The organism is Nonomuraea sp. NPDC050540, from assembly GCF_044457485.1.
Taxonomy (GTDB): Bacteria; Actinomycetota; Actinomycetes; order Streptosporangiales; family Streptosporangiaceae; genus Nonomuraea.
This window is the reverse complement of sequence record NZ_JBITHA010000009.1, coordinates 351714-377578: the sequence shown is the minus strand read 5'-3', so window position 1 is coordinate 377578 and position 25865 is coordinate 351714. Positions and strand designations below refer to the sequence as shown.

The window sequence follows — 25865 nt, the reverse complement described above, 5'->3', positions numbered from 1 at the left end:
TTCCTACTCTTCGGTCTCCGGTGGGCTGAGGAAGGCGGTCTGGATGAGGCGCGTGCCGAACTTCCTGTCGACGAGGGTGCCGCGTCCGGGAGGCAGCGGCTGCGCCCGTACGTTGTTGAACAGGTAGCCCTCGTCCTTGCTGCCCGACATGATGAGCGCGGGGCTGGCCATGTCCTTGATCCGCTGGATGACGGGGTCGAACATCGCCCGGCCCGCGCCGCCCATCTGCCGCGAGATGATCACGTGCAGGCCGATGTCGCGGGCCTGCGGCAGCAGGTCCACCAGCCCCAGCAACGGGTTGGACGAGGTGGCGACCAGGTCGTAGTCGTCGACGAAGATGTACAGGTCGGAGCCCGCCCACCAGCTGCGCGAGCGGAGCTGGTCGGGGGTCAGGTCGGCCGGGGGCAGGCGGCTGAGCAGCGCGCCCTTGGCGTCGTTGATGATCTCGGCGGCGGCCGCGCTGGAGGCGGCGTAGCCGATGCGGTGGTCGCCGACGGCCGCGTCGAGCAGCGCCCGGCGGTAGTCGATCATGATCATCATGGCCTGGGCGGGCGTCTGCCTGGCGACCAGGCTCTCGGCCACGAGCCGCAGCAGGTTCGACTTGCCGCTCTCGTTGTCGCCCAGCACGATGAAGTGCGGGTCGTTGTCGAAGTCCAGCAGCGCGGGCTGGAGGGTCGCCTCGTCGATGCCGATCGGGATCTGGTGCGGCGAGGCCTGGTCGGGGCCCGGCAGCGTCGAGGCGGGCAGGACGGCGGGCAGCAGGCGTACCACCGGGGCCTGAGGGCCCTTCCAGGCGTCGCGTACGGCCTGCACGAGCCCGCGTACCCCGTTGGCGAGGTCATCGGGGTTCTGCACGCCGTCGATGCGCGGCAGCGCCGACAGGAAGTGGAATCCGTCCTTCGTGAGGCCGCGGCCCGGGACTCCCTCGGGCACCGCCAGGGCCTTCTTCCTGTTGACCTCGGACTCGTAGGAGTCGCCGAGCCTGAGCTCGATCCTGGTGCCGAACAGGTCGCGGATGCTGGGGCGGAACTCCGACCACTTGTTGGTCGAGGCGATGACGTGGATGCCGTAGCCGAGCCCGCGCGCGGCCAGGTCGGTGATGGTCGGCTCCAGGCCCTCGAAGTCCTGGCGCAGCGTAAGCCAGCCGTCCACGAGCAGGAAGACGTCGCCCCAGCCGTCGCCCTCGATCGTGCCCTCCACCAGCATCCGGCGGTAGGCGGTGATCGACTCGATGCCCTGTTCGGCGAAGCCGCGCTCGCGCTGTTCCAGGATGGTGGAGATCTCGGCGACCGTCCGGCGTACGCGGTCGCCGTCCAGGCGGGTGGCGACGCCGCCCACGTGCGGCAGGCCCTCCAGGGAGGCCAGCGCGCCGCCGCCGAAGTCCAGGCAGTAGAACTGCACCTCGCGGGGCGTGTGGGTGAGCGCCATGCCCGCCACCAGCGTGCGCAGGGCCGTGCTCTTGCCGCTCTGGGTGCCGCCGGCCAGGCCGACGTGGCCGCCGCCGCCGGAAAGGTCCAGCCAGAGCGGGTCCCGGCGCTGCTCGAAGGGCTTGTCGATGATGCCGACGACGGCGTGCAGCTTGCCCCTGCCCGGCCAGTCGGCGGTGGACAGGCCGAACTCGGGGGTGACCGTCAGCGGCGGCAGCAGGTGCGCCAGCGTGGCCGGCTCCGCGAGCGGCGGCAGCCAGATGCGGTGCGCGACCGGGCCGTGCTCCGACAGGCGGCCGACGACGACGTCCAGGAGGCTGTTCTGGCCGCCGCCGGCGGGTTCCTCCTGCTGGTCCTCCTCGTCCGGTTCGGGCGCGGGTGGCTCGTCCTCTTCCGGGAGGGGGACGAAGGCGGTGCCGTACTCGAAGATCTGGTGGGAGGGCGCGCGGCCGTCGGAGGTGACGGCGCCGGAGGGGTCGGCGACGTACGCGCCGGAGACGTAGGCGGCCTTGAAGCGGGTCATGCCGGTCGTGTCGAACTTCAGGTAGCCGTTGCCGGGCGCGGACGGCAGCTCGTACGCGTCGGCCACGCCCAGGACCACCCGGCTCTCCATGGCCGAGAAGGTTCGCAGGCCGATCCGGTAGGACAGGTGGGTGTCCAGGCCGCGCAGCCGTCCCTCTTCCAGGCGCTGCGAGGCCAGCAGCAGGTGCACGCCGAGCGAGCGGCCGAGGCGGCCGATCATGACGAACAGGTCGATGAACTCCGGCTTGGCCGACAGCAGTTCGCTGAACTCGTCGAGCACGACGAACAGCGTGGGCATCGGCCGCAGGTCGGCGCCCTGCTCGCGGGCGCGCTCGTAGTCGCGCAGCGAGGCGTAGTTGCCCGCCGAGCGCAGCAGCTCCTGGCGGCGCACCATCTCGCCGTGCAGCGCGTCGTGCATACGGTCGACCAGCGGCAGCTCGTCCTCAAGGTTGGTGATGACCGCGGAGACGTGCTTGAGGGTCTCCAGGCCGAGGAAGGTCGCGCCGCCCTTGAAGTCGACGAGGACGAAGTTGAGGATCTCCGAGGAGTGCGTGATGGCGAGGCCGAGCACCAGCGTGCGCAGCAGCTCCGACTTGCCGGATCCGGTCGCGCCGATGACCAGGCCGTGCGGGCCCATGCCGCCCTGAGCGGACTCCTTGATGTCCAGCTCGACCACGCGGCCGTCGGCGCCGAGCCCGATCGGCACCCGCAGCCGGTTGCGGCCCGCGCGCGGCTGCCAGGTCACGGCGGGGTGCAGCCTGCTGGGGTCGCCGACGCCGAGCAGGTCGGTCAGCGAGGTGTTGACGCCCAGGATGTCCTGGGCCTCGCCGCCGCCGGACACGGCCGAGGCGCGCAGCGGCGCGAGCTGGCGGGCCAGGCCCTCCGCCCGCAGGAAGTCGAGCGCGTCGGGGTCGCCGAGCCGCGTGGTGGAACGCTTGCCCGCGTGGTCGATCTTGACCATGTGGAACCCGTCCGCCTGCACGTCCAGGCGGAGCATGCTGCGCTCCTCGACCACGCCCGTGGACTCCGACAGGTCGATCACGGTGACGCCCTGGATGGCGTCGGTGCCGAGCTGGGAGTCGTGCGGCACGGTCCCGCCGTCCACGATCACCACGTGGTACGGCAGCGCGTCCGCGGGGCTCCCGGCCCGGAACCTGGCCCGCTCCTTGAGCTCGTCGCCGACCATCTGGTCGAGTTCGCCCATGTTGTCGGTGATCAGCCTGACCTGGCCGGCTCCGTCGCGCGCCTCGGGGTGGAGGGCGTGGGGCATCCACTTCACCCACTCCCAGTGCGGCATCCACTCCTGGCCGGCGCAGACCATGATCCGCATGTCGTCGGGGGAGTGGAAGACGGCCAGCTGGGCGATGATCGCCCTGACCAGCTCGCGGACGGCCACCGGGTCGCCGCTGAGGTGGATGCGGGCGAAGGAGTTGAGCGCCACGGCCACGGGCAGCTGCGAGACCGTGGAGTGGGCGCGGACGAACCTGCGCAGCGCGCCGGCCGACAGCGCGTCGAGGTCCTCGACGGGCTTGGAGTCCGGTGGGACGAGCTGCACGGCCAGCTTCTGGACGCCGGTGCCGAGCCGTACCGTGCCGAAGTCGTCGTCGCGCGGACGGCGTTCCCACAGGCGCGGGCCCATGGCCACCCACCACAGCGAGTCGGGCGAGGGGCCGCTCCATTCGAGCGCCTCGCGCTGCTGGACGGCGGCCTTGCGGACCTTGCGGCGGATCTGGGCGAGGTAGCGGAAGTAGTCGCGGCGCAGGCCGTTGAGGCGGTTCTTGCGCTCGCCGGCGTTGCGGCCCATCTGGCCGATGGACATGCCGAGCATCGAGACGGCGAACAGGCCGCTGGCGACGTACATGAGCGGGCTGGAGTTGCCGCCCGCGGTGAACATCAGGCCCATCGCCGCGCCTCCGGCGAGCATCGGCACCCAGGTGAGCATGCCCATCAGCCCTGCGGGCTGCACCTCGGGGATCTCGGGGGGCGATTCCAGCAGAATCTCCCCTCGGGGAGGCTGCGGGCTGGGCCGGCGTTCCGGGCGCCGTACTACAACGATGCTCACTGGCGGTGAAACCTCCTGTCGCAGATCACCTTCATACCAGATGCAATGTCCCGATATGTTCGGCCTGTCCCTTGGAGGAGGAACGGTCGTGACTTCGCTTGCCCATCAGCCGATGCAACAGCCGATGCAACCCGTCCAGCAGGGTGCGTTGCCGCAGGCCCCGGCCCCGCTGACACCCCTGTGTCATGTGACCGTCGTCGCCCCGCGCCGCAGGGCCGACCTCGCGCTCCCCGCGGACATCCCGCTGCCACACGTGATGCCCGGCCTGTTGCGCGCGCTGGGGGAGGCGGGCGGAGAGGCGGCCTCCGACCCCGGCTGGGTGCTGCAGCGCCTCGGCGGCGCGCCGCTCGACCTCGGGCAGTCGCTGGGCGCTTTGGGGGTGCTCGACGGGGAGATCCTCTATCTGCGTCCCCGGGAGGCGGCCATGCCCGCCGCCCTCTTCGACGACGTGGCCGACGTGGTGGCCACCGGCGTGAAGGACGGTTCCGGACGCTGGGAGCAGCGCCACACCAAAGCCATGGGCGTCGGGGTGGCCACCGGGCTGCTCGCGCTCGGGGCGCCCGCGCTCATGCTGGCCGGCGGGTCGGCGGTGAGCCTCGCGGTCGTGTCGGGGATGCTCGCGCTGGTGCTGCTGATCGTCGGCACGGTGCTGTCGCGGGCCGTGGGCAACTCCTTCGCCGGCGCGCTGATCGGCTACACGGCGCTGCCGTACGCCTTCCTCGGGGGTCTGTTCGCGCTGAGCTCGGGGGTGGTCGGCGCGCCGCAGCTGCTCGCCGCGCTCGCCTGCACCGCGCTGGTGGCCACGCTCGGCGCCGCGCTCACCTCCGACGGCGTCGCGGGATTCCTGGGTACGGCCATCGCCACGGTCGTGGGCGCGATCGGCGCGGCCGTCGTCATGATCTTCGATGTCCCGGCGGCGGGCGTGGCCGCGATCACCATCACGCTGCTGATCGCCTTCAGCCCGATGGTTCCCGGGCTGTCGTTCAAGATGGCCAGGGTGCCGCTGCCCGAACTGCCGACCAACGCCGAGGAACTGCGCGCCGACAACCAGCGGCTCGACAGCGCGGCCGTGCTGGAGCGGACCGGACAGGCCCGCCGCTACTCCACCGGAATGATCATCGGCCTCGCGCTGACCGCGGCCGGGGCGCTGGTGCTCCTGGTCATGGAGTCCACGTGGATGGCCGTGGCGATGGCCGCGGTGCTCTGCCTGGCCCTGATCATGCGCTCGCGGGTCTACCACGGGCTCGGGCAGCGCATCTGGTTGCTGGTCACCGGCGTGGCCGGGCTGGTCGCGCTGGGAGTCGGGATGAGCGCGGGCATGGGGACGGTCGCGGCGGCCGGGCTGGCGCTGGGGCTGCTCTGGGCCGCGCTGCTGGCGCTCGGGCTGGGGCTATGGCTGCCCGCAGGGCGGCCCTCGCCGTTCTGGGGCAGGGCCGGGGACATCGTGGACGTCATCCTGATCGTCGCGCTCTTCCCGCTCGCTCTGGGCGTGCTGGACGTGTACTCGTGGATCCGGGGGCTGTCCGGCTGACCCGGCCGCCCGCCTACTCGTCCCGGTCGCGGGTGCGCAGGCGCTGGAGCCGGTCGACGCGGTCGTCGCTCTCCCGGGCGAAGCCGTCCTGGAGGTCCTCGAACTGCCGCATGATGTCGGCCGGGTCGGCGTTCTCGCCGGGCGGCAGCAGGGCGCGGGTGGCGCGGTCGAGCTCGTCCTGGGCGGCGGTGACGGCCTCGACCACCTGCTCGGCCAGCTCGGCGGAGTCGAGCCGCATCGCGCGGGCCTCGATCTTGAGCCTGCTGATCCGGCCGTTGGGGCCGACCTCGGCGTTGATCATGCCGCTACGGCTCTCGCCCGCGCCCGAGACCTCCTTCAGCCCTTCCATGGCGTCGAGCAGTTCGCGCATGCCGCGCTCGCTGGCTCGGACCAGGTCGTCGAGGTCGTGTTCGCTGTACTCCATGAGGGGAAGGCCACCGGCGGCGGGTTAACCGATGGCGAGCGGTGGCTGACGCCTCGCTGAACCGATCATGAAAACCGGCGCTATCGGCAGGGATGGCGCTGAATGTCGGCAAGAATCCGGATTTGTGGCAACAAATCAGCCGATGAACGGCCTCGCCGCGGCGCCGCCCGCGCAGGACGTCTACGTGACCTCCTCGTCCATCGCGCACCTGCGTACCCGGCTCGACAACGAGCTCGCGGTAGCGGTCACCTTCGTGCGCGACCTGGTCGGCACCACCGGCGTGGACGGGATCGGGTTCGGGGCGTTCGGCGGGATGATCATGGGTGGCGCGTACGAGGAACTGCGCGCCTGGGCCGACACGACGCTCGGCGACGCCAAAGGCGCGGTCGACGGCTGGTCCTCCGGACTGGAGCAGGCCAGGCGCAACTGGCGCACCGCCGAGGAGGCCAGCAAGGTCCGGTACCGCTGATGAGCATGCCGCCCCCGCCGATGCCCAGCGGCCCGCCGCCGGGGTATCCGGCCGCCCCGCCGGTGCCGCCCGCCTCGCCGCCCCCGGCGGCGGAGCCGTTCGGCGCGAAGGTGCACAGATACCTGAAGAAGGTCGGCCGGATCGGGCTCGGCCTGTCGCCCGCGATCGCCATCGCGGGCGGCATGGTCGCCAACGAGCCCGGCATGGCCCAGGCCGCCAGCAACTGGAAGAACGGCGTCTCCGCCCGGCTGGACGACGGCATCAAACAGCTCCTCCCGCAGCTCATCAGCACCTCCAAGGACGGCTGGATCGCCCGCGACCGCGAGGAGTTCGAGCGGGTGCTGTGGGTCTTCCACCGGGAGATCGGCGCGCTGCGCTCCACGCTGGGCGACGTCGGCGGCATGATCGACGAGGTGGCGGCCAGCTACCGGAGCTTCTGGCTGCGGATGGCCAACCTCGCGGTCGCCGCCGCGACCCTGCTGATCTTCTCCAAGCGGCTCCAGATGGTGCCGCAGACCGCGATGGCCGGGATGCTGCTGGAGAAGTTCGTGACGCTCGGCGTCAACGCGACCACCGCGATCCTGACGATGGTGCTGTCGTCCACGCTGAAGTCGGCCGGCGAGGTGATGACGACCGTGCTGAAGAAGCGGCACCAGTTCGGCTACGTGACGCCCGGCGGCGACGCGGCGATCGACTTCAAGAGCATCACCTTCGACAGCGCCAAGTACCCGTCGTTCAAGGTGCCGCCCAAGCCGGGCGCGATGCCGGACGGGCACGAGAAGTTCGACTGGATCGAGCCCAAGCAGGTCCCGGCTCCGCTGGACAAGCCGTAAACCTTCGGGCAGGCTGCTCCGAGCGTTTGATCCTTTTAGCCGGTTTTGGAGGGGCTTCATGGAAGAAGGGGAGTTCCGGGCCGAAGACCTGGACAAGGTCATGCGATCGGCCGAACGCCAGTTCGCCAAGGTGGGGGAGCTTCAGCAGACCTTGTCCGAGCTCGTCGGACGCGCGCAGGACGAGGACGGGCTCGTCTTCGTGGAGTACACCAGCGCGGGCCTGAGCGAACTCACGCTCCACCCCAAGGCCATGCGGCTCAGCTCGGGCGAGCTCGCCGACCGCATCAAGCTGCTGATCTCCGAGGCCATCGCCCACCTCCAGGGCCAGATCGCCGAGGCCATGGACAAGGCCTTCGGCGACCAGAACCCGATGCGGTACGCCAATGACCCCGACGGCATGCTCGCCGAGGTCCGGATGGCGGAATCCGCCTACAACCGCGTGGTCGAGGATGCCATGGGCGAACTCGACCGGATCCGCGATCGAATGGACATGTAAGGGACTAGCCGATGCGGTCCGGGCTGAGCTGGTGGGGAACGGCCCAGACGTCACCCTCCGGGTCGTAGATGTCCCGGTCGCGCTCCGAGCCGCCGCTCTCCGCGCCTCCTGCCGCCGGCATGAAGGGCATGAACGGTGAGCCGGTGCCGGGCGTACCGCCGCGAAGGACCGCGGGCGCCGCGCCTGGACCACCCGTCGAGCCGGTGCCGTAGCCCGTGGCGGGCTGCTGACCGTTGGTGATCACGCCCGTTGGCGTGAACGGGTTGCCCGTGGCGGTCGGGTTGTGCGGCGTGGGCGTCGGATTGTGCGTGGTGGTCGTGGGCGGGGTGCCGGGCGGGTTGCCCGTCGGGTTGTTCTGGAAGTCGGACAGCTCGGTCTTCGGCTCGCCGCCGATCACCGGGGGCACGCTCTCCTGTTCCTGACCGGGCTTCTGGTCGCCGGGCTTGTCCTCGCCCGGCTTCTGGTCACCGGGGTTCTGGTCGCCCGGGTTCTGCTCGCCCGGGTTCTCGTCTCCGGGCTTGCCGTCGCCAGGGGGTGTGTTGCCGCCGGGCTTGTCGTCGCCTGGCTTGTCGTCACCCGGTGTCTGGTCGCCCGGCTTGGTGTCACCGGGCGTCTGGTCGCCGGGCTTCTGGACGCCGTCGTTCCCTGTGCTCCCCGTGTCCCCGGTTCCACCGGTGCCGCCAGTTCCTCCGGTGCCTTGGTTGCCGCCCTGCCACGTCCCATCCTTGCCGGTGGGCACGTTGGAGCCGCCGCCCGGGTCGATGTTGGGCGCCTTCTTGGTGGCCACCTCGATCGGCGTGATGGCCGGGAAGTCGAAGGCCAGTCCGTCGGCGAGCTGCCCGTTGTAGGTGATGATCGCGTTGTTGAGCGCCTTGAGATGCGCTCGCGCGGCCTCGTCGGGCGTCTTGGGAGTGTTCGTCTCCGGATCGCCCGTCGTGCCGCCGACCTCACCGGTCTTCTCCGGCGTGCTGGAGGGCACGGTGGTGCGGTACTGGCGCAGCGTCTGCGCGTAGGAGGACAGGGGCGTCGCGGTCTGCTTCATGGCGTCGCCGATCGCGCCCGCGGTGGAGTGCAGCGCGCGCAGGGTGTTCTGCGCCGTCGTCGCGCCGTCGTCGCGCCACACCTTCGCCAGCTCCGTGGCGGCGCGGGTCAGCGCGCCCTTGATGCCGCCGTCGTCGGCTCCGACCAGATCCATCGCGGCCTTGAACGCCTGGCCCGCGGTGGCGACCTTGTCCGGGTCGGTCGCCTGAAGGAGCCGGTCGATCTCGTCCCTGGTCAGCTTGGTTTCTTCGAGCTCGCCCAGGTAGTCGTAGATCCGGATGGGCTCCCAGCCCTTGTTCTCAGCCATTGCCGATCCTAAGCACTGCTGTCCTGGTGGCCTTTTTCATAGTTCTGCACAGCCTTCTCGATGCCTTCGACCAGCTTCTCGACATGGTCGATGAGCATCAGGTACTTGCCGGTGAGCACCTCGTGCGCCTGCGTGGCGTTCTGGCCGAAGTAGTTGGCGACATCCCACTTGCCGGTCTGCTCCGGGCCGATGGAGCTCGCGGTCTTGAGGTCCGCGGGGGTGCCGCTTCCACCCGCGCTGAGCTCGCCCGCCTTGCCCTTCAGGGAGCCCAGATCCTCCCTGAGCACCTTGAGGATCTGCTTGACCCGCGTGTGGTCGATGTGCGGGCCGTCGTGGTCCCCGTACCCGTCCAGCCCTGGCCAGTTGGGAGTGAGTTCGAGCGAAGGGGGCGCCTGGCCCCAGTCGTCCGGGGGCTTCATGCCTTGCCCTTCGACTTGCCGTTGATCAGCGGGATGGTGGTCTTCTGGTCGCTGGTGAACACGTCGTCGTCCTCCAGCAGCCAGGTGCTGCGCTCCCGCTCCTCCTCTTCGCTCTTGTTGCCCGCGGCGGTCATGGGCATCATCGGCGTCATCGAGCCCGCGCCGCCGTACGCGCGCACGGCCCCCATCGCGCCGTTGGCGTTGCCGGAACCTCCGCCCGAACCGCCGAAGCCGCCGTTGCCCACGTTGGCGTTGCCGTGCGTCGTGGCCGGGTTGCCGCTGTTGAAGGTGGACAACTCGGGGTTGTACCCGGCCAGGGTCGTTTCCGGGCCGCCCTTGCCGTTGGGGGCGCTGAGCGCGTTCGGGTCGAAGCCGGGCGTGCCGGGCAGGTTCCCGTTGGGGGCACCGCCGTTGAGGTTCCCGTCGCCGTTCATGCCGTTGCCGTCGAGGCCGTTGCCGTCCATGCCGGGCAGGCCGGTTCCGTTGAGGTTGGCGCCGCCCGGCAGCTTGCTCGACGGGTCGAACGCGTCGAACCCGGGGATCTGGCCGGGTTTGCCGGCGTTCAGGTCTCCGTTGAGGCTCGGGTCGAAGCCCTTGAGCGCGTCAGGGTCGAAGGCGACGTTCGTCCCGGTCGGCAACCCGCCCGGGTTGGGCATCGACCCGTTGTACGGGGACAGCTCCGGGCCTTTGAAGGAGAAGTCCCAGTCGGGCGTGTTGGTCCGGAGTGTGTCGGGGAACAGATCGTTGTTGATCTTGGTGAGCTCGCTCAGCTTCTGGATGTGCTCCTTGGCGAGCTTGCGCTCCTTCTCCTCCTTGGACTCACCGAACAGGTTGGCGAAGGGGGTGTCGGTGAACAACGAGGTGATGCCGCCGATGATCGAGCCGGTGACGGCGCCGATCACGGCACCGGGGACGGCGCCCACGCCACCGACGAAGAAGCCGACCCCCGCGCCCACCACGGTTCCGGCCGTGCCACCCTCGTAGGCGGCTTCCAGGAAGGAGATGTCACTGCCCGGATCCTTGGGCACGCTCTTGCCGCTCATCGCGGCCAGTACGGTCGCCTGCGAGACCAAGGCGGGAGCGACCCCGAACGCCTTCCCGCCGGACTCGTACGCGATCGCCTTGGAGACGTTCTCCGCCGATCCCTTGAGCCTGCGCAACTGGTCCTTGACCATCGTGGCGTCCTGCCCCGCGGGCCAGGACGTCTCCAGCGCGGCGAGGTGTTTGTCCAGGACGGCGACCAGGTTGTCCAGCCGCTTCTTCGCCGACGAGAGCTCGGCGGCCGCCAGCTTCACGAGCTCGGGTTTGTTGTTCTTCAGCGTTTCGCGAAGCATGTCGAGCGTCGCGCCGTCGAACTCCGTGCTGGTGATCTGGAACTTGATGGCGTCTTCTTGTTCGGGCACGGACCCCCCTTCCTCAGACGTCCGCCTGGCCGGGTTCGCCCGCTCCGCCGGTCTCGAAGGCGTCGAGGTTCTTCAGGACCTGCGTGAACAGGTCGATCGCGTTGCCCACCTGCACATTGATCATGTTGTAGGAGTTCGAGACCGTCGTGACCGCGTTCATCGTGCTCGTCTGGAACCCGGTGGCGGCAGGCCAGAAGCCGGCGAGCGCCTTTCCCTGCGCCACCTGGTACGCCTCGCCGTCCGCGCGCAGGACCGGCTTCATCCCCGGGGCCGGGGTCCCTTGCTTGAGCGTGGGATCGAGCATCCCGAGCGCTTCCTCGAGGTCGGTCCGCAGTGCCTTGATCGCTTTGCGGCTTACGTCGACGCCGCCAGAGTCTCCCACGATCCCCCCTGGACCGGTTTAGCGGCCGTCGAAGATCTGGGAGTTGACCTTCTCGACCTGCCGCATGTTCATGCCGGTGATGTTGATGTTCTTGGCCAGCAGGTCAACGAACTGCGCCAGGTCCCTGGCCTCGGTGTTCCAGGTCTGCTTGACGCTCTCGTAGACGACCTTGGCCTCGCCCTGCCAGATCGCGGTCTTCTTGTCGAGCTCGGTCTGCAGGGTCTCCAGCGTGGTGACCAGGCTCTTGAAGGCGGTGCCGAACTCGGTCTCACCCGTGGACAGGCCGCCGTAGTTGATCTTTGTGACGTCGTAGATGTCGTCGGACACGTGGTCTCCAGTCTCGGGAAGTCAGAACGGGGTTCAGCGGGTGACCGGTGCCTGGTTGATCAGGTTGGCGATGCTGTTCAGCGCCTCGGTCCGCTCGCGGTTGAACTCGGCGTAGTTCTTGCCGCTTCCCTGGATGCTGGCGGCCAGACGGCGCAGGCTGCTCAGGATGACGTCCATGCGCTCGTGCCACTTGACGTGCACGGCGTTGAAGGCGGCATGCGACTCGCCGACCCAGTTGCTCTTCAGGGACGCACCGGCCATGTCGAGATTCAGCTGAATCTTCCGGATGTCCTCGGCCGCCTTCTCGATCAGGTGCATGGCGGCGGTCAGGTCGGCTTGGCTTACTTGAGTCTGCGGCTCGGCTCCCACGTTTCTCCTTCAGCTGGTTCACGGTTGCGCCTTGACGTGACCTGCTGACATACCACGTCAGACAATGTCGGCGCTTTGGTCACATTAGTCACCATACGTCGCACCTTGCCTGGAAGATCAGGTTAACTCTCCATAACAATTCTGCGTCGATGTGAAGTTGTGCCTGCTCAGTGGGTTTTAGGCCCACAAGGTGTGCTCTCGGCGACATGTCCAGAAGTTTCCTGTACGGCACGCGTGGGATCGGCGTAACGTATGTGATGGATGTGATCAGCTTTTGGGGGCGTAGTGGCGGAATCAGGAAGCTCCAGCGCGTCCGACCCGTTCGCCGGCTTGACCATGCCCGGAGCGTCGGTCGTCGACCCCGCGACCAAGGACCGCGGGTTCGAGATGAACACCAAACTGGTCAGAGACCTCGGCACCAACATCGGGAACCGCAGTAGCGACCTGACGGGCCTGAGCGAGAAGACCAGAGTGATCGACATGCCGAGCGGCACCTTCGGGTTCATCGGCGGCGGCCTCAACGTGGCCCATCGCAACACCGTCGACAGCGCCGCCAGCGCCCTCTCCGACGGCAAGGAAGTCCTGGACTCCTGGAAGAAGGCGCTGGGCGACGTCGCACAACATGTCGACGACGCCCATGAAAAGAGCAAGCCCCCGCCCAACGCGGGGCCTGAGACCGGGCCCGGACCCCAGATGCCGAAGGGCACCGGCTTCGACCCGTCGAGCCTGAAGACGGGCCCCGGCGGACCGGGCGACGGGCTCAAGATGCCCGGTCCCGACGACATCAAGGGTCCCGGCGACCTCGGGAAGAAGCCGTCCGACCTGGACGACCTGAACCTGAAGAACCCCAAGGACTCCGACAAGATCGACACGCCGAAGCAGCCGGACTACGACAACCTGGGCAACCGGCCGGGCCCCGACACCCCGAGCCCCAACATTCCCAACCCGAACATTCCCAACCCGAACCTGCCGACGACCAATACGCCGAACCTCGACACCGGCGACCTGGACAAGAGGCTGCAGGATGCCAAGACGGACCTGGCGGGCGTGGATCCGAAGGTGCCCGGCCTGAACGACCTGGCCAACCGGAACCCCACCCTGCCGGACGGCCGGCTCACCGGTACGCCCACCAGCACCGGCACCGGCGGCTTCTCCGGCGCCGACAGCGGGCTGGGCAGGGGTGGTGCGGGCGGCGGCCTCGGCGGGGCCAACGGCATGGGCAACATCGCCAAGGCGCTCAACGGCGGCGGCATGCCCATGATGCCGATGGCTCCCATGGGCGGCGCGGGCACCGGCGGCGACGGAAACCAGGACCGCGAACGCTCCACGTACCTCACCGAGGACGAGGGTGTCTGGGGCGGCGACGAGGACATCGCACCGCCCGTACTCGGCAAGGAGTGACCGACCGGCATGGCTTACGAGGACGACTTCGAGCGCTTCCGCAACGCTTTCGCCGAGGTGACCGCGGCCACCGTCGTGCTGCCCGAGGCCGCGCCGATCGCGGCGATACTCGGCCTGATCATTTCCGATCCGGCGGCGATGAAGAAGGCCTCGCAGGAATGGCTCAGCGTGGCCACCACCTCCATCGACGACCAGTGCCCGTCGTCGTCCTCCATCAAGCTCCTGCGCGAGTCGGTGCGGACGATGGCGGTGAACGCGGGCAAGGACAAGATCTGGACCGGCGAGGCATATCAGGCGTTCATGGGAAAGGTCGATCTTCTCGACAAATCACTCGACGAGATCGACCGGTGCGGCCAGGGGGCCGGGCGGACGCTTGACACCTCGGCTTCGGTCACCCACTTCCTGTCCTGGCTGGTTGGCGCTTACGCCCTCGTCATCGCCATGATCGCGGCGTACGTGCTGGCGTCCACGGTGTATCCACCCATGCACGCCCAGGCCCGTGTCGCCGCTTCCAGGGCTGTCATCGGCCTCTGGAAGGGCCTGAAGGAAGTGTTCGGCTCCCACACCAAGTTCATCTGGAAGGCCTCCGCCGTCGTGGCGGTCGCCGGGGCGGCGTTCGGCCAGTTCACCCGGATGCTGCCCATGATGTCCGCGCTGAACCAGAGCGCGCCGAACCTGATCGAGGCCAAGGCCGTCTGGAATCCGGCCGAACTGACGATCGGCGATGACCCGATGCCCAAGATGAAGGCACCCGACACCAGCATCGTGCCCGAGATGGGCATCTAGCGGGTCGAGGGCACCCGCGTCGGCGAGTGAGCCGTCTCGAACGGCATGGCTGGGCTTCCGTGCCGCGAAATGTGGAACGTTTCCCGACCTCGGCCGGCGTGTTGAGCGGTATGACGACGCGGAAGCCCGATGTGAGCGGGTTCTTGAGCACGGCCGGCGCCGGGTGGAGGGCGATCATGCCGTGACGCGAGGAGACGCGGGCGCCGGACGCCACCGCCGAGACGCCGATGTCACCGCCGGACTTCACCAGGCTGGCCGCCCCTGTCGAGCCGGACGCGCCCCACGCCTCGCCGAACTCCCATCCCTGACACCCGGCCATCGCCCTGCCGCCCGAGAGGATCACCGTGCCCAGCGACCCGAGATGCGCGAAGCCTGTGTGAACGTCATCGGGCTCAGGTTGAAGGCCGGAGCCATCTCAGCGGGCCCACCGCCTGGCCGACCGCGCGGATCGCCCTGCCGTACGCGAGTGCCGCAGAGACGCCCGCCCGAGAGCGCCTATCCGATGGTGATGGCCCCGAGGATGGTGCGGAGCAGCGCGTCCAGGGCCTTTCCGGCTTGGTGCTTTGCCTAGAGGTCAGGGTGGGGTTCTACCGGGTGGCCACGGGTTCTATCGGCTGGCCACGGTCAGGGGGGACAGGGCGGCGGCGGGGTCGAGGACCGGGCCCGTGGGGATCTGCTGGAGAAGGTTGCCGGGGACTGGGGCCACGTCGCCGCCCTCGAAGCCGAGCTTGGCGATCTGGTCGCCGGACTGCAGCGGATAACGGACGCCCTGATCGCTGATCAGGAAGTAGGTGGTGATCGAGCCGATCTGTCCGTCTCCGGGCAGTTGACCCGCCACCACCGCGCTGCCCGGGGGCAGCAGGATCTGGTCCACCCGGTCCTGGCCGCCGCTCGACGCCGGGATCGGCAGGGCCAGCGAACTGCCCCCGGTGATCCTGGCGGAGAAGGAGCCCTTCAGCGTGTCGCCGTACACCGAGCACAGCGGCGCCGTCGCGGGCAGCGACATCGCCTTGGGCAGGGTCTCGGGCAGCCCGGCGCCGGCGATCTGCTGGCGGGACGGGGAGGCGTTGGCGGAGGCGGCGTCGATCTGGATCGGCTGGGCGCTCCGGTTGCCGTACGCCTTTTTCGTGGCCGGGTCCTCCAGCAGGAGAAGGGCCTGGGTCTCGGTGATCGCGGCCAGGCCGTCGTTCAGGAGGACGTACCAGCGGGAGGGGCCCCCGGTCATCGACGGCACCTTGAACACCTGGCCGACGATCGCGGTCACCTTGCCGTCCGGGCCGCGTACCTTCTTGCCGCGTTCGGCCACCTTCGGCCCCGCGAAGTCGACGCCGACCTTGACCGCGTTGAGCCACGAGGCGGGGACCTTGCGAGGCTTGGCGCTGAGCGCACTCACACCGGAGTCGTTGATCCGCATGCGCTGGTTGTTCCAGATCGCCCACTTCTGGCCGTGGTCGTCCATGACGACCATCACCCCGGCGCCGACCGGCCGCCCGCCGACGTCGATCCCGCCGATCATCGTCGTGTACTGCTTCACGCCCCCCGCGGGGTCGGGCCCGTCCACCACACAGACCGACCAGGGCGCCTTGACCAGTTTGGCCCGGGGAGGAAGGGAGTCGGGCAACCCCTGGATGCCGACCAGCGGCCCCCTGGCCAGCTCGTCCAGGGACGCCGAAGCCACGCTGCGCGTCTTGACGTCGGGGGTGTCGAGGATCAACCGCGCCGAGACATAGTTCGCCACCGGCAGCAGCCTGCTCTGCTTCTGGCTGTAGACGTATTTGGCGCCCGTTTCCTTCTCCACCAGGAGTTGGCCGGGTTCGGTGAGCTTGGTGGCGCCACCCGGGCTGACCAGACCCCAGATCCCGAACACCGCCATGATCAGAACAGCCACCAGAATGCCGCCGAACATCGCGATGTTCTGGCGGCGCAGGGGCGACTCTGGCACATCCGGCTCGGCTTGCAGCAGCGCCATGCCCAGGCGTTGCTGCATCAGGCGGTGCGCTTGGTAGAGGTCCTTCTTGGTCTGCATGTCACCTCTCCCCGATCACACGACGCGCCCCAGAGTAGTGGTGAACCACCTTTCCCCGGACAACACCCACCTTTCTCCCACCCCACCACCCCCAAACACCACCCCACCTCCCCGCCACCACCCCTCCCCGCCCTGCCTCCTGCCCGCCACCCCCTCCCCGCCCTCTCCCCTCCCCACTCCGCGTTCTCGCTCCCAGCCCTGCCCCCCACCTCCTCCCCGCTCCGCGTTCTCGCTCCCAGCCCTGCTTTCCCGCCCTGCCCCACCTCCTCCCCGTCCTCTCGCTCCCCGCCGCCTCACACCTGTCAGCCATCCCGCCACTCCGCCTGCCCGCTTCGTGTCCCCGTGTCACGCATTCCGCGCGTCCTGGGTCCGCACTCTGCGGGCGCCTCGCGCCTCGCGCCTCGTCTCCCGTGCCTCGTGTCCCGTCTGGCGTCGCGGTCCGTGCTCTGCGGGTGTCCGCGCGTCTGGCGTCCTGGGCCCGTGCTCTGTGGGTGTCCGCGCGCCGCGCGTCTGGCGTCCTGGGCCCGTGCTCTGTGGGTGTCCGCGCGCGCCTGCCGTCCTGGGCCTGTGCTCTGCGGGTGTCTCACGCCCGATGTCCCGCATCCCCTGCCCTTGCCGGTGCCGGGCCAGCGCCTCGGCCTCTCGTGCCGGGGCGGCTTGCCGTACCGGCTGGTGCTTGGGGTTTTGCGCGGGTGTGGGGATGGCTAGCGGAGGCGGTTGGTGAGGGTGGTGGTGTTGTGGAGGCTGCGGGTCAGGGCGTCTTCTGCGGAGGTTGCCAGGGTGGTCACCGTGGCTTCGAGGCCGGAGGTGGCGCCCAGGGAGTCGGTGACCAGGTCGGCGGCCTGGGTGCGGAGGTCGGTTCTGGCGGTCGCGATGGCCTCCAGGATGGTCTCGGCGAGCACGTCGGCGCCCAGCCGCATCGCGCGCGGGCCGATTCTGAGGTTGTGGACGCCCTCCAGTTCCGAGTACGCCACCGATACCTGACCGTCCGCGGCCTGTCCCTGGCCGGTCAGCTCTGCCATCTCCTCCTGCACCTGGCTGAGCGCCGTGAGGAAGTCGCCGGTGAAGGTGTGCATCTCGTCGGGGTCGAAGCCGAAGGAATGCCTAGAGTCGTCGCTCAATGTCCTCGTATCCCTGGTACGCGCCGCTTTCGTAGCGATCTGGCAGAAGGAAGCCGGTGGGCATGCGGCCACTGATCACGTCCATGGCGCCCTTGGCCGCGGCGCCGAGTTGCCACTTGGTCGGGGTCAGGTCGTGGGGAGATGTGGGCATGGGTCGGGGTTGGCCCTTGGCGCCCGTTCCCGCGCGGCCCGAGGACAGCGGCGAACGGCCGGTCATCATCTTCGCCGTCAGGTTGCGCTCCACATGGTTGGCGAACCCCCACACCAGCGCCGGTCCCTGATTGATCGTCGCCTGCCGCAGGTCGAGCAGTCCTTGCCGGTCGCCGGTCAGGCTGTCCTTGGCGACCTTGGCCCCCAGTCCGGCGGCGATGGCCGTCGCGATCCCGTTGAGCGCCGTCGTCAGCCGCGCCTCCCGCGCCTGGAACTGCGCGAACAACACCCGCGCCTGCTTGCCCGCCGCCACCTGCGCCGCGAGAAACCCCACCCCGCCGCCGAACGACGCTCGCGCCACCTGTACGGCAAGCCATACCAACCGCAACACGACCGCCGAGGTGTAGACGATGAACGCGAACAACAACGAAGCACTGACCAGCAACATGATCCCGAGCAGCCGGGCCGACATCTCCTCGGACAGCAGGTCGCTGCCGAGCGTGCGCATCCAGGCGTCGAAGTCCCGGCGATCATCCCCTGGCCACTGCTCGGCACTCAGCCCGGCCACGAGGTTCGCGATGTTCGTCCGTCCCGCCCCGAGATCGCCGGCCGCATCCTCAAGCACCTGGTACGCCGCCGCCAGGGCACCCGTGTCGTACTGATGCACATAAAGCTTGCCCAGCAACGGCCACCCGCCCCACACGACCGCGCAGGCGGCGGTGGCGAGCCCGATGTTGGCATGCGCGAGGTACTTCCCATAGCCCAGCGCGGCAACGGTCGCCTCCGGGACGCGCTGCCAGGGATCAGGCATCGAACGTCCCCGGCGACACCGTGCTGGCATCCTCGCCCCGCTTCCAGTTCTGCCGTCCGTCCATGAGCTTGGCGCCGGCTTCCGTGACCCGTTGCAGGCGCCGCCGTACACGCTGGGCCAGATACCCCTCGGCCTCGGCACAAGCGGCGAACAGACTCAGCGTGAACGCGGTCGGCGCGGCCTCGATCACCCGAAGCCCCACGATCTTCTCCAGCGCCTGGGCCAGAGGCGGAACCCCTTGCTCCGTCAGATCCTCGGCCAGCCGCCGTACCCGCCCCCGGTCCATCCCCGCCTCACCCCGGCGCGGAGCCGCTTCGTTGTCTGGTCCTGAATCCCTCCGCATCGGCTGGTCCGCGCGCATCCCGGGCGGGGCGCCGCTGGGCCGTGCGTGTCCGTGATTGAGCAGGCTGCCAAGATCGGGCATTGCATCCCCCTTCCTCCCAAACACAACCACCCCACCGCCCCCACCTCAGCGATCTTGACGCCCTCCCTACACCCCATTGACGCGTTCCCAACGCCTCCACCTAGCCCCTTGACCCAACACCCCGCCGCCAACACCCCAGACCCACGCCAACCAGTCCACAACGGCCGAGCCTCGATCCCCTGCCTGCCAACCCGCGGCGGCCGAGTAGTCCCACTTCTCGATGGCCGAGTTCTCCCAGGCTCCCGGACCCGGGCCGACCGACAACCCGGGCTGTGCGCCGTGCCGGCAGGCCGGGCGGCGCGTCCCGTGCCGGCAACCCACCGTGATGTGAGCTGGGGGATGTCATGTGCGGTGCTCTGGAACGGGGTGACGGAACGGTCGCGGATTTCCGAACGGGCCCTTCAGGCGGGTGGGAGCTTACGAAGGCCGGGTGGGGAGGGCGGTTTGGATGGGGGTGGTGGTGCCCATGGTGAGGAGGAGGCCGCGGCCCGGGGGGCCGCCCACGGCGCCGCGCGGGAGCCGTACCGTGAAGAGGTCGCCGTCGGCCGGGCTCTGGATGGACAGCAGGAGACCGGTGCGGGACTTTCGGGCCTCGGCGACGAAGCCGCGGTAGGCCGTCGCCAGGTCGCCGGTCGCGCCGGCGATGATCAGGCCATGGTCGCCGTCCCGGCCGGTACGGAGGATCTCGTCCAGGGCCATGCCGAGTGGGGCGTCGGGGTTGATGAGTTCGGCGTCGTCGACGATCACCACGTAGCTCGTCAGCGGGGCCACCAGATCCTGGAGACCGGTGCCGTTGCCGTCCAGGATGGCCGCGGCGCCTTCGAGGTCGCGTAGCGGGCTGCGGCGGGGGACCACCGCGATCACCGGGGTGTTCTGGGCGATCAGGGAGTGGGCGGCGGTCATCAGGGCCGAGGAGCGGCCGGATCTCGGCGGGCCGGCGATCACCGCGCCTGGGCCGTGGGCCAGGAGGTCGATGCCCATGGGCGCCAGGGCGTCGCCGCCCGCGCCGAGGAGGGCCCACAGCGGCGACGGGGCGGTGAAGGACGGGCGCAGGGCCAAGGCCTGGTCGGCGGTCATGCGCATGGGGAGGGCGTCCACGCGCAGGGGGCGCTGGTCTTCGCCGAGGCCGGCGGGAGCGGCCTCTCTGGACCATGCTTGCAGGGTCGCCACCTGGGCCTGGCCGGACGGGTCTTCGGTCAGGAGGGCGATCTGGTTCTCCACCACGCCGTGTTCGCCGGTGGACAGGGCGCGGCCGGGGGGCATGGCGGCGGGAAGGTCCTTGAGGGGGAGGCCGGCGAGGGCGTAGTCCGCCTGGTCGGCCAGGCGGAGGATCAGGCGGTCGTCGAAGACCGTGGAGACCTGCCCCAGCAGGCTGGAACGGTCACCGGTCACCACCGCCCGCAACCCCACCGCCGGGCCTTCGCGCAGCAGCTGGAGGAGGGCTTCCGTGAGCCGGCCGTAGTCGTACGCCTCAAAAGCGGCCACGTACCCCTCCCAGCGGTCGAGCATGAGCACCAGCCAGGGAAGCCGGTGCCCCGCTTGCCGGCATTCGGCCAGGGAGGCGTGACCGGCCTCGGCGAGGATCTGCTGACGGCGGCCCACCTCGGCGCGCAGGCGGGACAGGAGGCGCTCGACCCGGTCCAGTTGGTCGCGGGTGACCACGGCGCCGCAGTGCGGCATCGCGACCAGGGGGAGGAGGGCGCCGGAACCGCAGTCGACGGCGTGCAGGTGTACGTCGGCGGGGGAGGTACGGGCCGCTATGGCGCCCGCGATCGTCCGCAACGCCGTGGACCTGCCGCTTCGCGCGGCGCCCGCGATGAGCAGGTGGCCGCCGTGAGCGAGGTCGAGGGTGAGCGGCCGCCGGTCCTGCGCCCAGGGACGGTCGGTGGCGCCGAACACCAGCGGTTCCACCTCACGGAAGTCGCCGGGCCACGGCGTGCTCCCGTCGAAGTCGCCGGTCCGTGGGGTGCCCCCGTCGAAATGGCCGGTCCGCGGTATGTCCCCGTCGAAGTCGCCGGTACGCGGGGTGCCGCCGTCGGAGGGGAGGACGAGGTGGTCGGGCAGTGGCTCCAGCCACGGGCTCGGCTGGGGCGGTACGCCGGCCAGCCTGGCGGCCTCCGTCAGAGCGTCGGCCAGCAGGGTGAGGTCGGTGACGGCGGAGGTCTCGGCGGGTTCCGGGGCCGCGGGCAGCGACCTGCCCAGGGCACGCCAGTCCAGCTCGACCACGCGGACCGCGCGCCGCCTGCCGTCCTCGTCCGCGGCCGCGCCGGGCGCGCGACCCCCCACCCGCCCCGTCTGTACGGCTACCGCCGCCCCGGCCCCCGACTTCACGTAACAGCGGCCCGGCGCCGACTTGGGGATGTGGGCCGCGTCAGGCAGGTCGATCACATCCGTGGACTCGACCGGCTCCGTCACCCGCAGCGCGATCCGGAGCGAGGTGTTGGCCTGGATGTCAGCCGTCACGACCCCGGCCGGTCGCTGCGTCGCCAGGATGAGGTGAACGCCCAGCGAACGGCCACGCCGCGCGATGTCGACGAGCCCGGCGACGAAGTCGGGCAGCTCCGCCACCAGCGCCGCGAACTCATCGATGATCAGCACCAGTCGCGGCATCGCAGGCCGGTCATTTCCGGACAAATCCCGATCGAGCCGAGCCTCTCCGGTCAGCCCCCGATCGAGCCGGGCCTGACCGGCGGGCACACCAGGACTCAGGCCGTCCGCAGAGGAAGCCGCGTACGGCCTGCCGAGCCGTGAGCCGGTGACGTCCCGGTCGCCGGGAGACGGCCGCCGGAGGTCAGGTCGCCGGAGGTCGGTGTAGTCGTCGATGTCCTTGGCCCCCGCGTCCAGCAGCAGCCGCTCGCGTCGCCTGATCTCGGCGCCCAGCGAGTCGAGCGCCCGCCGGGTCAGGTGCCCGTCGAGGTCGCTGACCATGCCCACCGTGTGCGGCAGCCGGGCGCACTCCTTGAACGCTGCCCCGCCCTTGTAGTCGATCAGGACGAACGCCAGCTGGTCCGGCCGGTTGGCCACGGCCAGCGAGCAGATCAGCGACTGCAGCAGCTCCGACTTTCCCGCGCCGGTCGTGCCCGCGACCAGCCCATGAGGACCGTCGAGGCGCAGATCGATCGGGAACGCGCCATCAGGACCCATGCCGATCAACGCCCTGGTGGACCCGGTGTCGCGCCATCCGGCGAGAATGTCCTGGCCGGTAGGGGCACGCAGGCCGAGCAGGTCGAGCAGGCGTACCGACTCCGGCAGGTTGCCCGACGGGTCGTCCCTGCTCACGTCGCGGATCGGCGCCAGCGACCTGGCCAGCCGGTCGCACCACTGCGGGGACACCTGGTCGGCCAGCACCGCGCCGATGGCGTCCAGGCCGCCGCCGCGCAGGCGTACCAGACCGTCGGCTCCGCACGTCGCGACCGTGGCGCACTCTTCGGGCAGCAGGCGCTGGTCCTCGTCGAGCGCGAGCGTGAAGACGCCCGCGCGCGGGCCGTGGCGCAGAACCTGCGGCATGCCCGCCAGCCCGCGCAGGGCCTGGGCGCCGTCGAGGACGACCAGGACGTCGTAGGGACGCTCGTCGTAGGTGGAGAAGGCGGGAGGCTCGGGGCCGCCCAGATCGTCCCAGCCTGTGGGGATCTTGCCGAGCTCGGGGATGGCGGTGTTCTGGCGCTCGTCGATGAGGGCGGCCAGCTCGGACACGCGCCGCGCGGCCGAGTCGGGATCGGCGCCGATCAGCACGAGGCAGTCCTCACCGCCGCGCGGGGCGCAGTGGGGCAACCAGCGCACCCAGCTCCAGCGCCGCTCCCCGTCGGCATGCGCGGACAGCACCACCACGGCCAGGTCACGCGGGCTGTGCAGGGTCGCGGCCTGGCCGATCAGCCAGCCCGCCAGCGCGGTCGACGTCTCGCGCGGACCGGTGACCCCGGCGACGCCGAGGCGGCGCATCGCGAGGGCCACGGGCACGCTGGCGCACATCGGCGGGTCCAGCCGCCCACCGCCGCTCTCCTCGACCAGCTCCAGGTTGGCTGGCAGGTCGGCCAGACCCACCCGCAGCCGCAGCGCGTCGGGGTCGTGGATGCGCCGCTCCCACAGCCGCCTGCGCGGGCCGGTCGCGGTCAGCAGCACCTCGGCGGGGTCGGGGGCGTCGGAACGCCGTGCCACCTCGTCGTCGGCGCGGGCCCGCTCGACCACCCGCTCGTACTCGGCCAGCCGCTCCTGATGCTCGCGCATCGCCTGGCGGTGCTGCTTCCTGCCGTGGCGGCGGTCGCTCCACCACTGACCGATCATGATCAGCGGGGTCATCAGCGCGATGAGCAGGAAGTACCACTGACCCAGCACCAGCGTCAGCACCACTCCCAGCACGGCGGGCAGAAAGGCGGCCAGCAACTGCAGCCGCATCCCCTCGTTCTTGCGCGGCTCCGCGGGCCGCTCGAACCTGCGCTCCGGCTCGGGGCGCCGCAGCCTCGGCGGCCGGTTGTACGCCACACCTCCCTCGGGAGCGGGCGCCAGATGGGCGTCGCGCGGCTCCACCGCACCCAGCGCGAACACCGAGGACCCGCACGTCAGCAACGCGTGCTCCGGCCAGTCGGCGGCCTCGGCCAGTGGCTTGCCGTCGAGCTCGGGCGGACCGCCGGGCCAGACGGCACGCAGGTCGTCGTCGGCGGGCGCGAGATAACGGGCGCGTTCGGACGCCTCCCAGCGGTCGGCCTCGCGCTGGTCGTCGCGCTCGGCCAGCTCGGTGAGCTCCTCGGCGTAGCGGCCCTTGATCCGCCGTCGCCGCGGTCCCGGCGGCGGCTCCCTGCGCACCGGCTCGATCGTGATCGCCTCGGGCGTGATCCGCAGCGTCGCCGCCTCCGGCGCCAGCACAGGATCCGGTACGGCAATCGCGCACATGGCATCGGAGCCGATCACATGGGAGCCCAGGCTCAGCCGGTGGACCGCTCCCGCCCCCGGACCACCCACGATCCGCACCTCGGCCACCCCGAGCGGCTCCTCGGTGACGGTCGCGCGGGCCAGATGGCGTTCGAGCGTGATCCGGTCGCCGTCGTGGAGGACCGCCCTGGCCAGCGCCCGCGAGTCGACCTGCCGCCCGCCGCGCCACAGCGCCGGACCCTCCTGCCCCAGCCCGTCGCCCCGCTCGGGCTCGCGCTGCTCGGGGACGCGCGGGACCGCACGCTCATGACGCTGCGGGTACGGCGGCGCCGACGACATCCCATAAGGAGCCCGGGACCGGGGCAGCTTGACGACCTTGGCCAGCGGCTCCCGCCCCCCGTCGAGGGCCTCGGCCACCCGGGCCACGGTGACGCCGTCGTCGAGCTCGACCACCACGTCACGGTCGCCCTGCTCGCCGAGCACGGTGAGCATGATCCGCATGTGCCGTCTCCTCGCAGGGGGTCGGACCTCGGCGTCACGGTAACGCCAGAAGTGAGGTTAGGCCCGCGGATTGACGGCACGGGCATGATCGGGCTTGCCTGTGGACAACGAAACGGACCTGTGGAAAACATGGGGAGATTTTGCCAGGACTTGGGACGTGGCCTGTGGATAACCCTGTGGACGCACGCTGTGACCAGGGCCTCGGCCAGGGGGAGCTTGGGGATCGACGGGCGTGCCGGGCCGCGCCCGGCCGCTCCGGAAGCGCGGACAACGGCGACAAGCGCTCGATTACGGAGAGTGACGATTTCGAGCGTGGAAGGAGGCGGCGGGGCGGCGAAAAGCCGGCGGAGCGAGGGGGCGTGGTGGACGCCGGGAGCGGAAGGAGGGGAGGCGTTGTGGAGCGTGAGAGGCGTCGGGGAAGGGGCGGCGTGGACACCGTGACCGGCGAGGAAGTGCCTGCGGGCGTGCGGCGAGGGGTGTGCTGACGGGCAAGGACGGGGTCGGCGTGGCGTGGAAGCTCGTGCGGGGCGCGGGGGGTGGGGGCGCGGTGCGAGGCGTGGCGGGGTCGGTGCCGTGGCCGAGGGGGCGAGAGGGGGAAAGGGAGGTGGGGAGGTTAGGGGGATTTGTGGGGGTGGGTTTTGGCGTGGAGGGCGTCGGCCTTTTCTTCCAGGAGGCCCGCATAGGCGTCCACCTCGGAGGTCACCGCCGCCAGCCCGCTCGCCGCCCGATGCAGCCTCCCGGCCACCCTCCGCGACACCCGGGCAGAAGCCACCCGCCCCACAAACGCCCGCACACCAGGACGAGCAAGGAACGACCGCACACGACTGGCCATGCCCGAATGATCCCACAACCTGAACCCGTTCAGAAGATCCCCAAATATCACATCAAGATCCCCAGCACTGTGACATCTGTGACGCCTGTGATTTCTGCGCCCTGTATCACGAAATTTCGGTCTGAATCAACCAACCCAACCCAACCGGTCTACCGATTTGGTGTTGACAGGCCCCCACCTGCGAAACGAGCATTGGTCACCGCATTCCCGCCCCACTCCCGCACGTGGATGCACATAATGGCGTGAATTCTACAATTTCGCATATGGGAGCCCCCCACCCATGAGGACCAGTGAGAAACCCGCCACGAATTCGGCGGGGCCAAGTGGCGCGCTCTCCGCCGAGCGCAAGCTCCCCGTACCCCCACGCGAGCGTAAGCCCGCTCTGGCCGCCCTCGCCGTCCTCCTGATTCTGGGCGGCGCCCTGGCGACCACGCTTCTGGTGATGCGCAGCGGCGACCGTATTTCCGCGGTCCGCGTGATCCAGCAGGTGGGCGCCGGTCAGCAATTCACCGAACAGGCATTGGAAGAAGTCCAGATCGCCGACACCGGCATTGACTACGTTCCGTGGTCGCAGCGCGGAGAGGTGATCAAATCGTTTGCCGCCGTCACCATCCTGCCCGGCACCTTGCTCACGAGTGACATGGGGATAAACGCCAGCAGGGAGCTCGGGCCGGGAAAGGCCAAGGTGGGATTGGCGCTGAAACCCGGGCAGATGCCAGAGGGCCTGACAAAGGGTGACCGGGTCCAGGTCGTGCACGTGCCCAGCCGCAGCGGTACCGAACGGTCCAGGGTTCTCGCGGCGAGCGCGCTGGTCCACGGCGTCGGGGAGAAGGGCCTGGTCACCGTGATCGTCGACACGGCCGTCTCGGCCGAGGTGGTCGGCTACGCCTCCAGCGGGGAGATCGCCGTGGCCGAACTCCCGGGGGCCCGCTGAC

Annotated in this window: 20 protein-coding genes; 7 read left to right on the top strand and 13 right to left on the bottom strand. The window is 70.1% G+C overall.

Going from position 1 to position 25865, the window contains the following annotated elements:
* Positions 1-3 precede the first annotated feature (3 nt).
* The gene (eccCa, locus tag ACIBI5_RS30780; RefSeq protein WP_397252221.1) at positions 4-4011 is read right to left on the bottom strand and encodes a type VII secretion protein EccCa; all 4008 of its coding nucleotides are present in this window, start codon (positions 4009-4011) and stop codon (positions 4-6) included.
* 88 nt (positions 4012-4099) lie between these two features.
* Between eccCa and eccD the strand changes: the two genes are divergently transcribed.
* A complete protein-coding gene (gene eccD / locus ACIBI5_RS30775; RefSeq protein WP_397252220.1) occupies positions 4100-5542 on the top strand; it encodes a type VII secretion integral membrane protein EccD in 1443 nt (480 codons plus the stop codon).
* Positions 5543-5555: 13 nt separating this feature from the next.
* Here the strand turns inward: eccD and ACIBI5_RS30770 are convergent, their stop codons facing one another.
* Positions 5556-5966 (bottom strand): YbaB/EbfC family nucleoid-associated protein, encoded by a 411-nt coding sequence (locus ACIBI5_RS30770; protein ID WP_397252219.1) that lies wholly within the window; start codon positions 5964-5966, stop codon positions 5556-5558.
* Positions 5967-6108: 142 nt separating this feature from the next.
* Between ACIBI5_RS30770 and ACIBI5_RS30765 the strand changes: the two genes are divergently transcribed.
* From ACIBI5_RS30765 to ACIBI5_RS30755, 3 genes are read left to right on the top strand one after another with little or no spacing between them, the layout of a single operon-like run.
* Positions 6109-6435, top strand: coding sequence for a hypothetical protein (locus ACIBI5_RS30765; RefSeq protein ID WP_397252218.1), 327 nt, complete (start codon positions 6109-6111; stop codon positions 6433-6435).
* Entirely contained in the window at positions 6435-7268 is an 834-nt protein-coding gene (locus ACIBI5_RS30760) for a hypothetical protein (protein WP_397252217.1), read from the top strand. The genes ACIBI5_RS30765 and ACIBI5_RS30760 overlap by 1 nt, the downstream gene beginning before the upstream one ends.
* A gap of 58 nt (positions 7269-7326) precedes the next feature.
* Entirely contained in the window at positions 7327-7764 is a 438-nt protein-coding gene (locus tag ACIBI5_RS30755) for a YbaB/EbfC family nucleoid-associated protein (RefSeq protein ID WP_397252216.1), read from the top strand.
* Positions 7765-7768: 4 nt separating this feature from the next.
* On the opposite strand, the gene ACIBI5_RS30750 is transcribed toward ACIBI5_RS30755, so the two are convergent.
* Genes ACIBI5_RS30750 through ACIBI5_RS30725 form a run of 6 tightly spaced genes read right to left on the bottom strand, consistent with a single transcriptional unit; the run spans position 7769 to position 12012 of the window.
* A complete protein-coding gene (locus ACIBI5_RS30750; RefSeq protein WP_397252215.1) occupies positions 7769-9112 on the bottom strand; it encodes a hypothetical protein in 1344 nt (447 codons plus the stop codon).
* 8 nt (positions 9113-9120) lie between these two features.
* Positions 9121-9531, bottom strand: a complete 411-nt coding sequence (locus ACIBI5_RS30745; RefSeq protein ID WP_397252214.1) for a hypothetical protein — start codon at positions 9529-9531, stop codon at positions 9121-9123.
* Entirely contained in the window at positions 9528-10934 is a 1407-nt protein-coding gene (locus tag ACIBI5_RS30740) for a WXG100 family type VII secretion target (protein ID WP_397252213.1), read from the bottom strand. Before ACIBI5_RS30740 ends, ACIBI5_RS30745 begins: the two co-directional genes overlap by 4 nt.
* Positions 10935-10947: 13 nt before the next feature.
* The gene (locus tag ACIBI5_RS30735; protein ID WP_397252212.1) at positions 10948-11316 is read right to left on the bottom strand and encodes a hypothetical protein; all 369 of its coding nucleotides are present in this window, start codon (positions 11314-11316) and stop codon (positions 10948-10950) included.
* A gap of 18 nt (positions 11317-11334) precedes the next feature.
* Entirely contained in the window at positions 11335-11643 is a 309-nt protein-coding gene (locus ACIBI5_RS30730) for a WXG100 family type VII secretion target (protein ID WP_397252211.1), read from the bottom strand.
* Between the two features lie 33 nt (positions 11644-11676).
* Entirely contained in the window at positions 11677-12012 is a 336-nt protein-coding gene (locus ACIBI5_RS30725) for a WXG100 family type VII secretion target (protein WP_397252210.1), read from the bottom strand.
* Between the two features lie 285 nt (positions 12013-12297).
* Here ACIBI5_RS30725 and ACIBI5_RS30720 point away from each other — a divergent pair, with 285 nt between their 5' ends.
* On the top strand, positions 12298-13413 hold the full coding sequence (locus ACIBI5_RS30720; protein WP_397252209.1) for a hypothetical protein: 1116 nt from the start codon (positions 12298-12300) through the stop codon (positions 13411-13413).
* Between the two features lie 9 nt (positions 13414-13422).
* The gene (locus tag ACIBI5_RS30715; RefSeq protein WP_397252208.1) at positions 13423-14199 is read left to right on the top strand and encodes a hypothetical protein; all 777 of its coding nucleotides are present in this window, start codon (positions 13423-13425) and stop codon (positions 14197-14199) included.
* A gap of 607 nt (positions 14200-14806) precedes the next feature.
* Here the strand turns inward: ACIBI5_RS30715 and eccB are convergent.
* From eccB to ACIBI5_RS30690, 5 genes are all read right to left on the bottom strand, one after another.
* A complete protein-coding gene (gene eccB, locus ACIBI5_RS30710; protein WP_397252207.1) occupies positions 14807-16225 on the bottom strand; it encodes a type VII secretion protein EccB in 1419 nt (472 codons plus the stop codon).
* A gap of 704 nt (positions 16226-16929) precedes the next feature.
* Positions 16930-17346 (bottom strand): YbaB/EbfC family nucleoid-associated protein, encoded by a 417-nt coding sequence (locus ACIBI5_RS30705; protein WP_397252206.1) that lies wholly within the window; start codon positions 17344-17346, stop codon positions 16930-16932.
* Positions 17330-18307 (bottom strand): hypothetical protein, encoded by a 978-nt coding sequence (locus tag ACIBI5_RS30700; RefSeq protein ID WP_397252205.1) that lies wholly within the window; start codon positions 18305-18307, stop codon positions 17330-17332. Before ACIBI5_RS30700 ends, ACIBI5_RS30705 begins: the two co-directional genes overlap by 17 nt.
* Positions 18300-18593, bottom strand: a complete 294-nt coding sequence (locus tag ACIBI5_RS30695; protein ID WP_397252204.1) for a hypothetical protein — start codon at positions 18591-18593, stop codon at positions 18300-18302. Before ACIBI5_RS30695 ends, ACIBI5_RS30700 begins: the two co-directional genes overlap by 8 nt.
* A gap of 555 nt (positions 18594-19148) precedes the next feature.
* Positions 19149-24098 (bottom strand): FtsK/SpoIIIE domain-containing protein, encoded by a 4950-nt coding sequence (locus ACIBI5_RS30690; protein WP_397252203.1) that lies wholly within the window; start codon positions 24096-24098, stop codon positions 19149-19151.
* Positions 24099-25210: 1112 nt separating this feature from the next.
* On the opposite strand from ACIBI5_RS30690, the gene ACIBI5_RS30685 reads away from it, so the two are divergent.
* Positions 25211-25864 (top strand): hypothetical protein, encoded by a 654-nt coding sequence (locus tag ACIBI5_RS30685; protein ID WP_397252202.1) that lies wholly within the window; start codon positions 25211-25213, stop codon positions 25862-25864.
* Position 25865 lies beyond the last annotated feature (1 nt).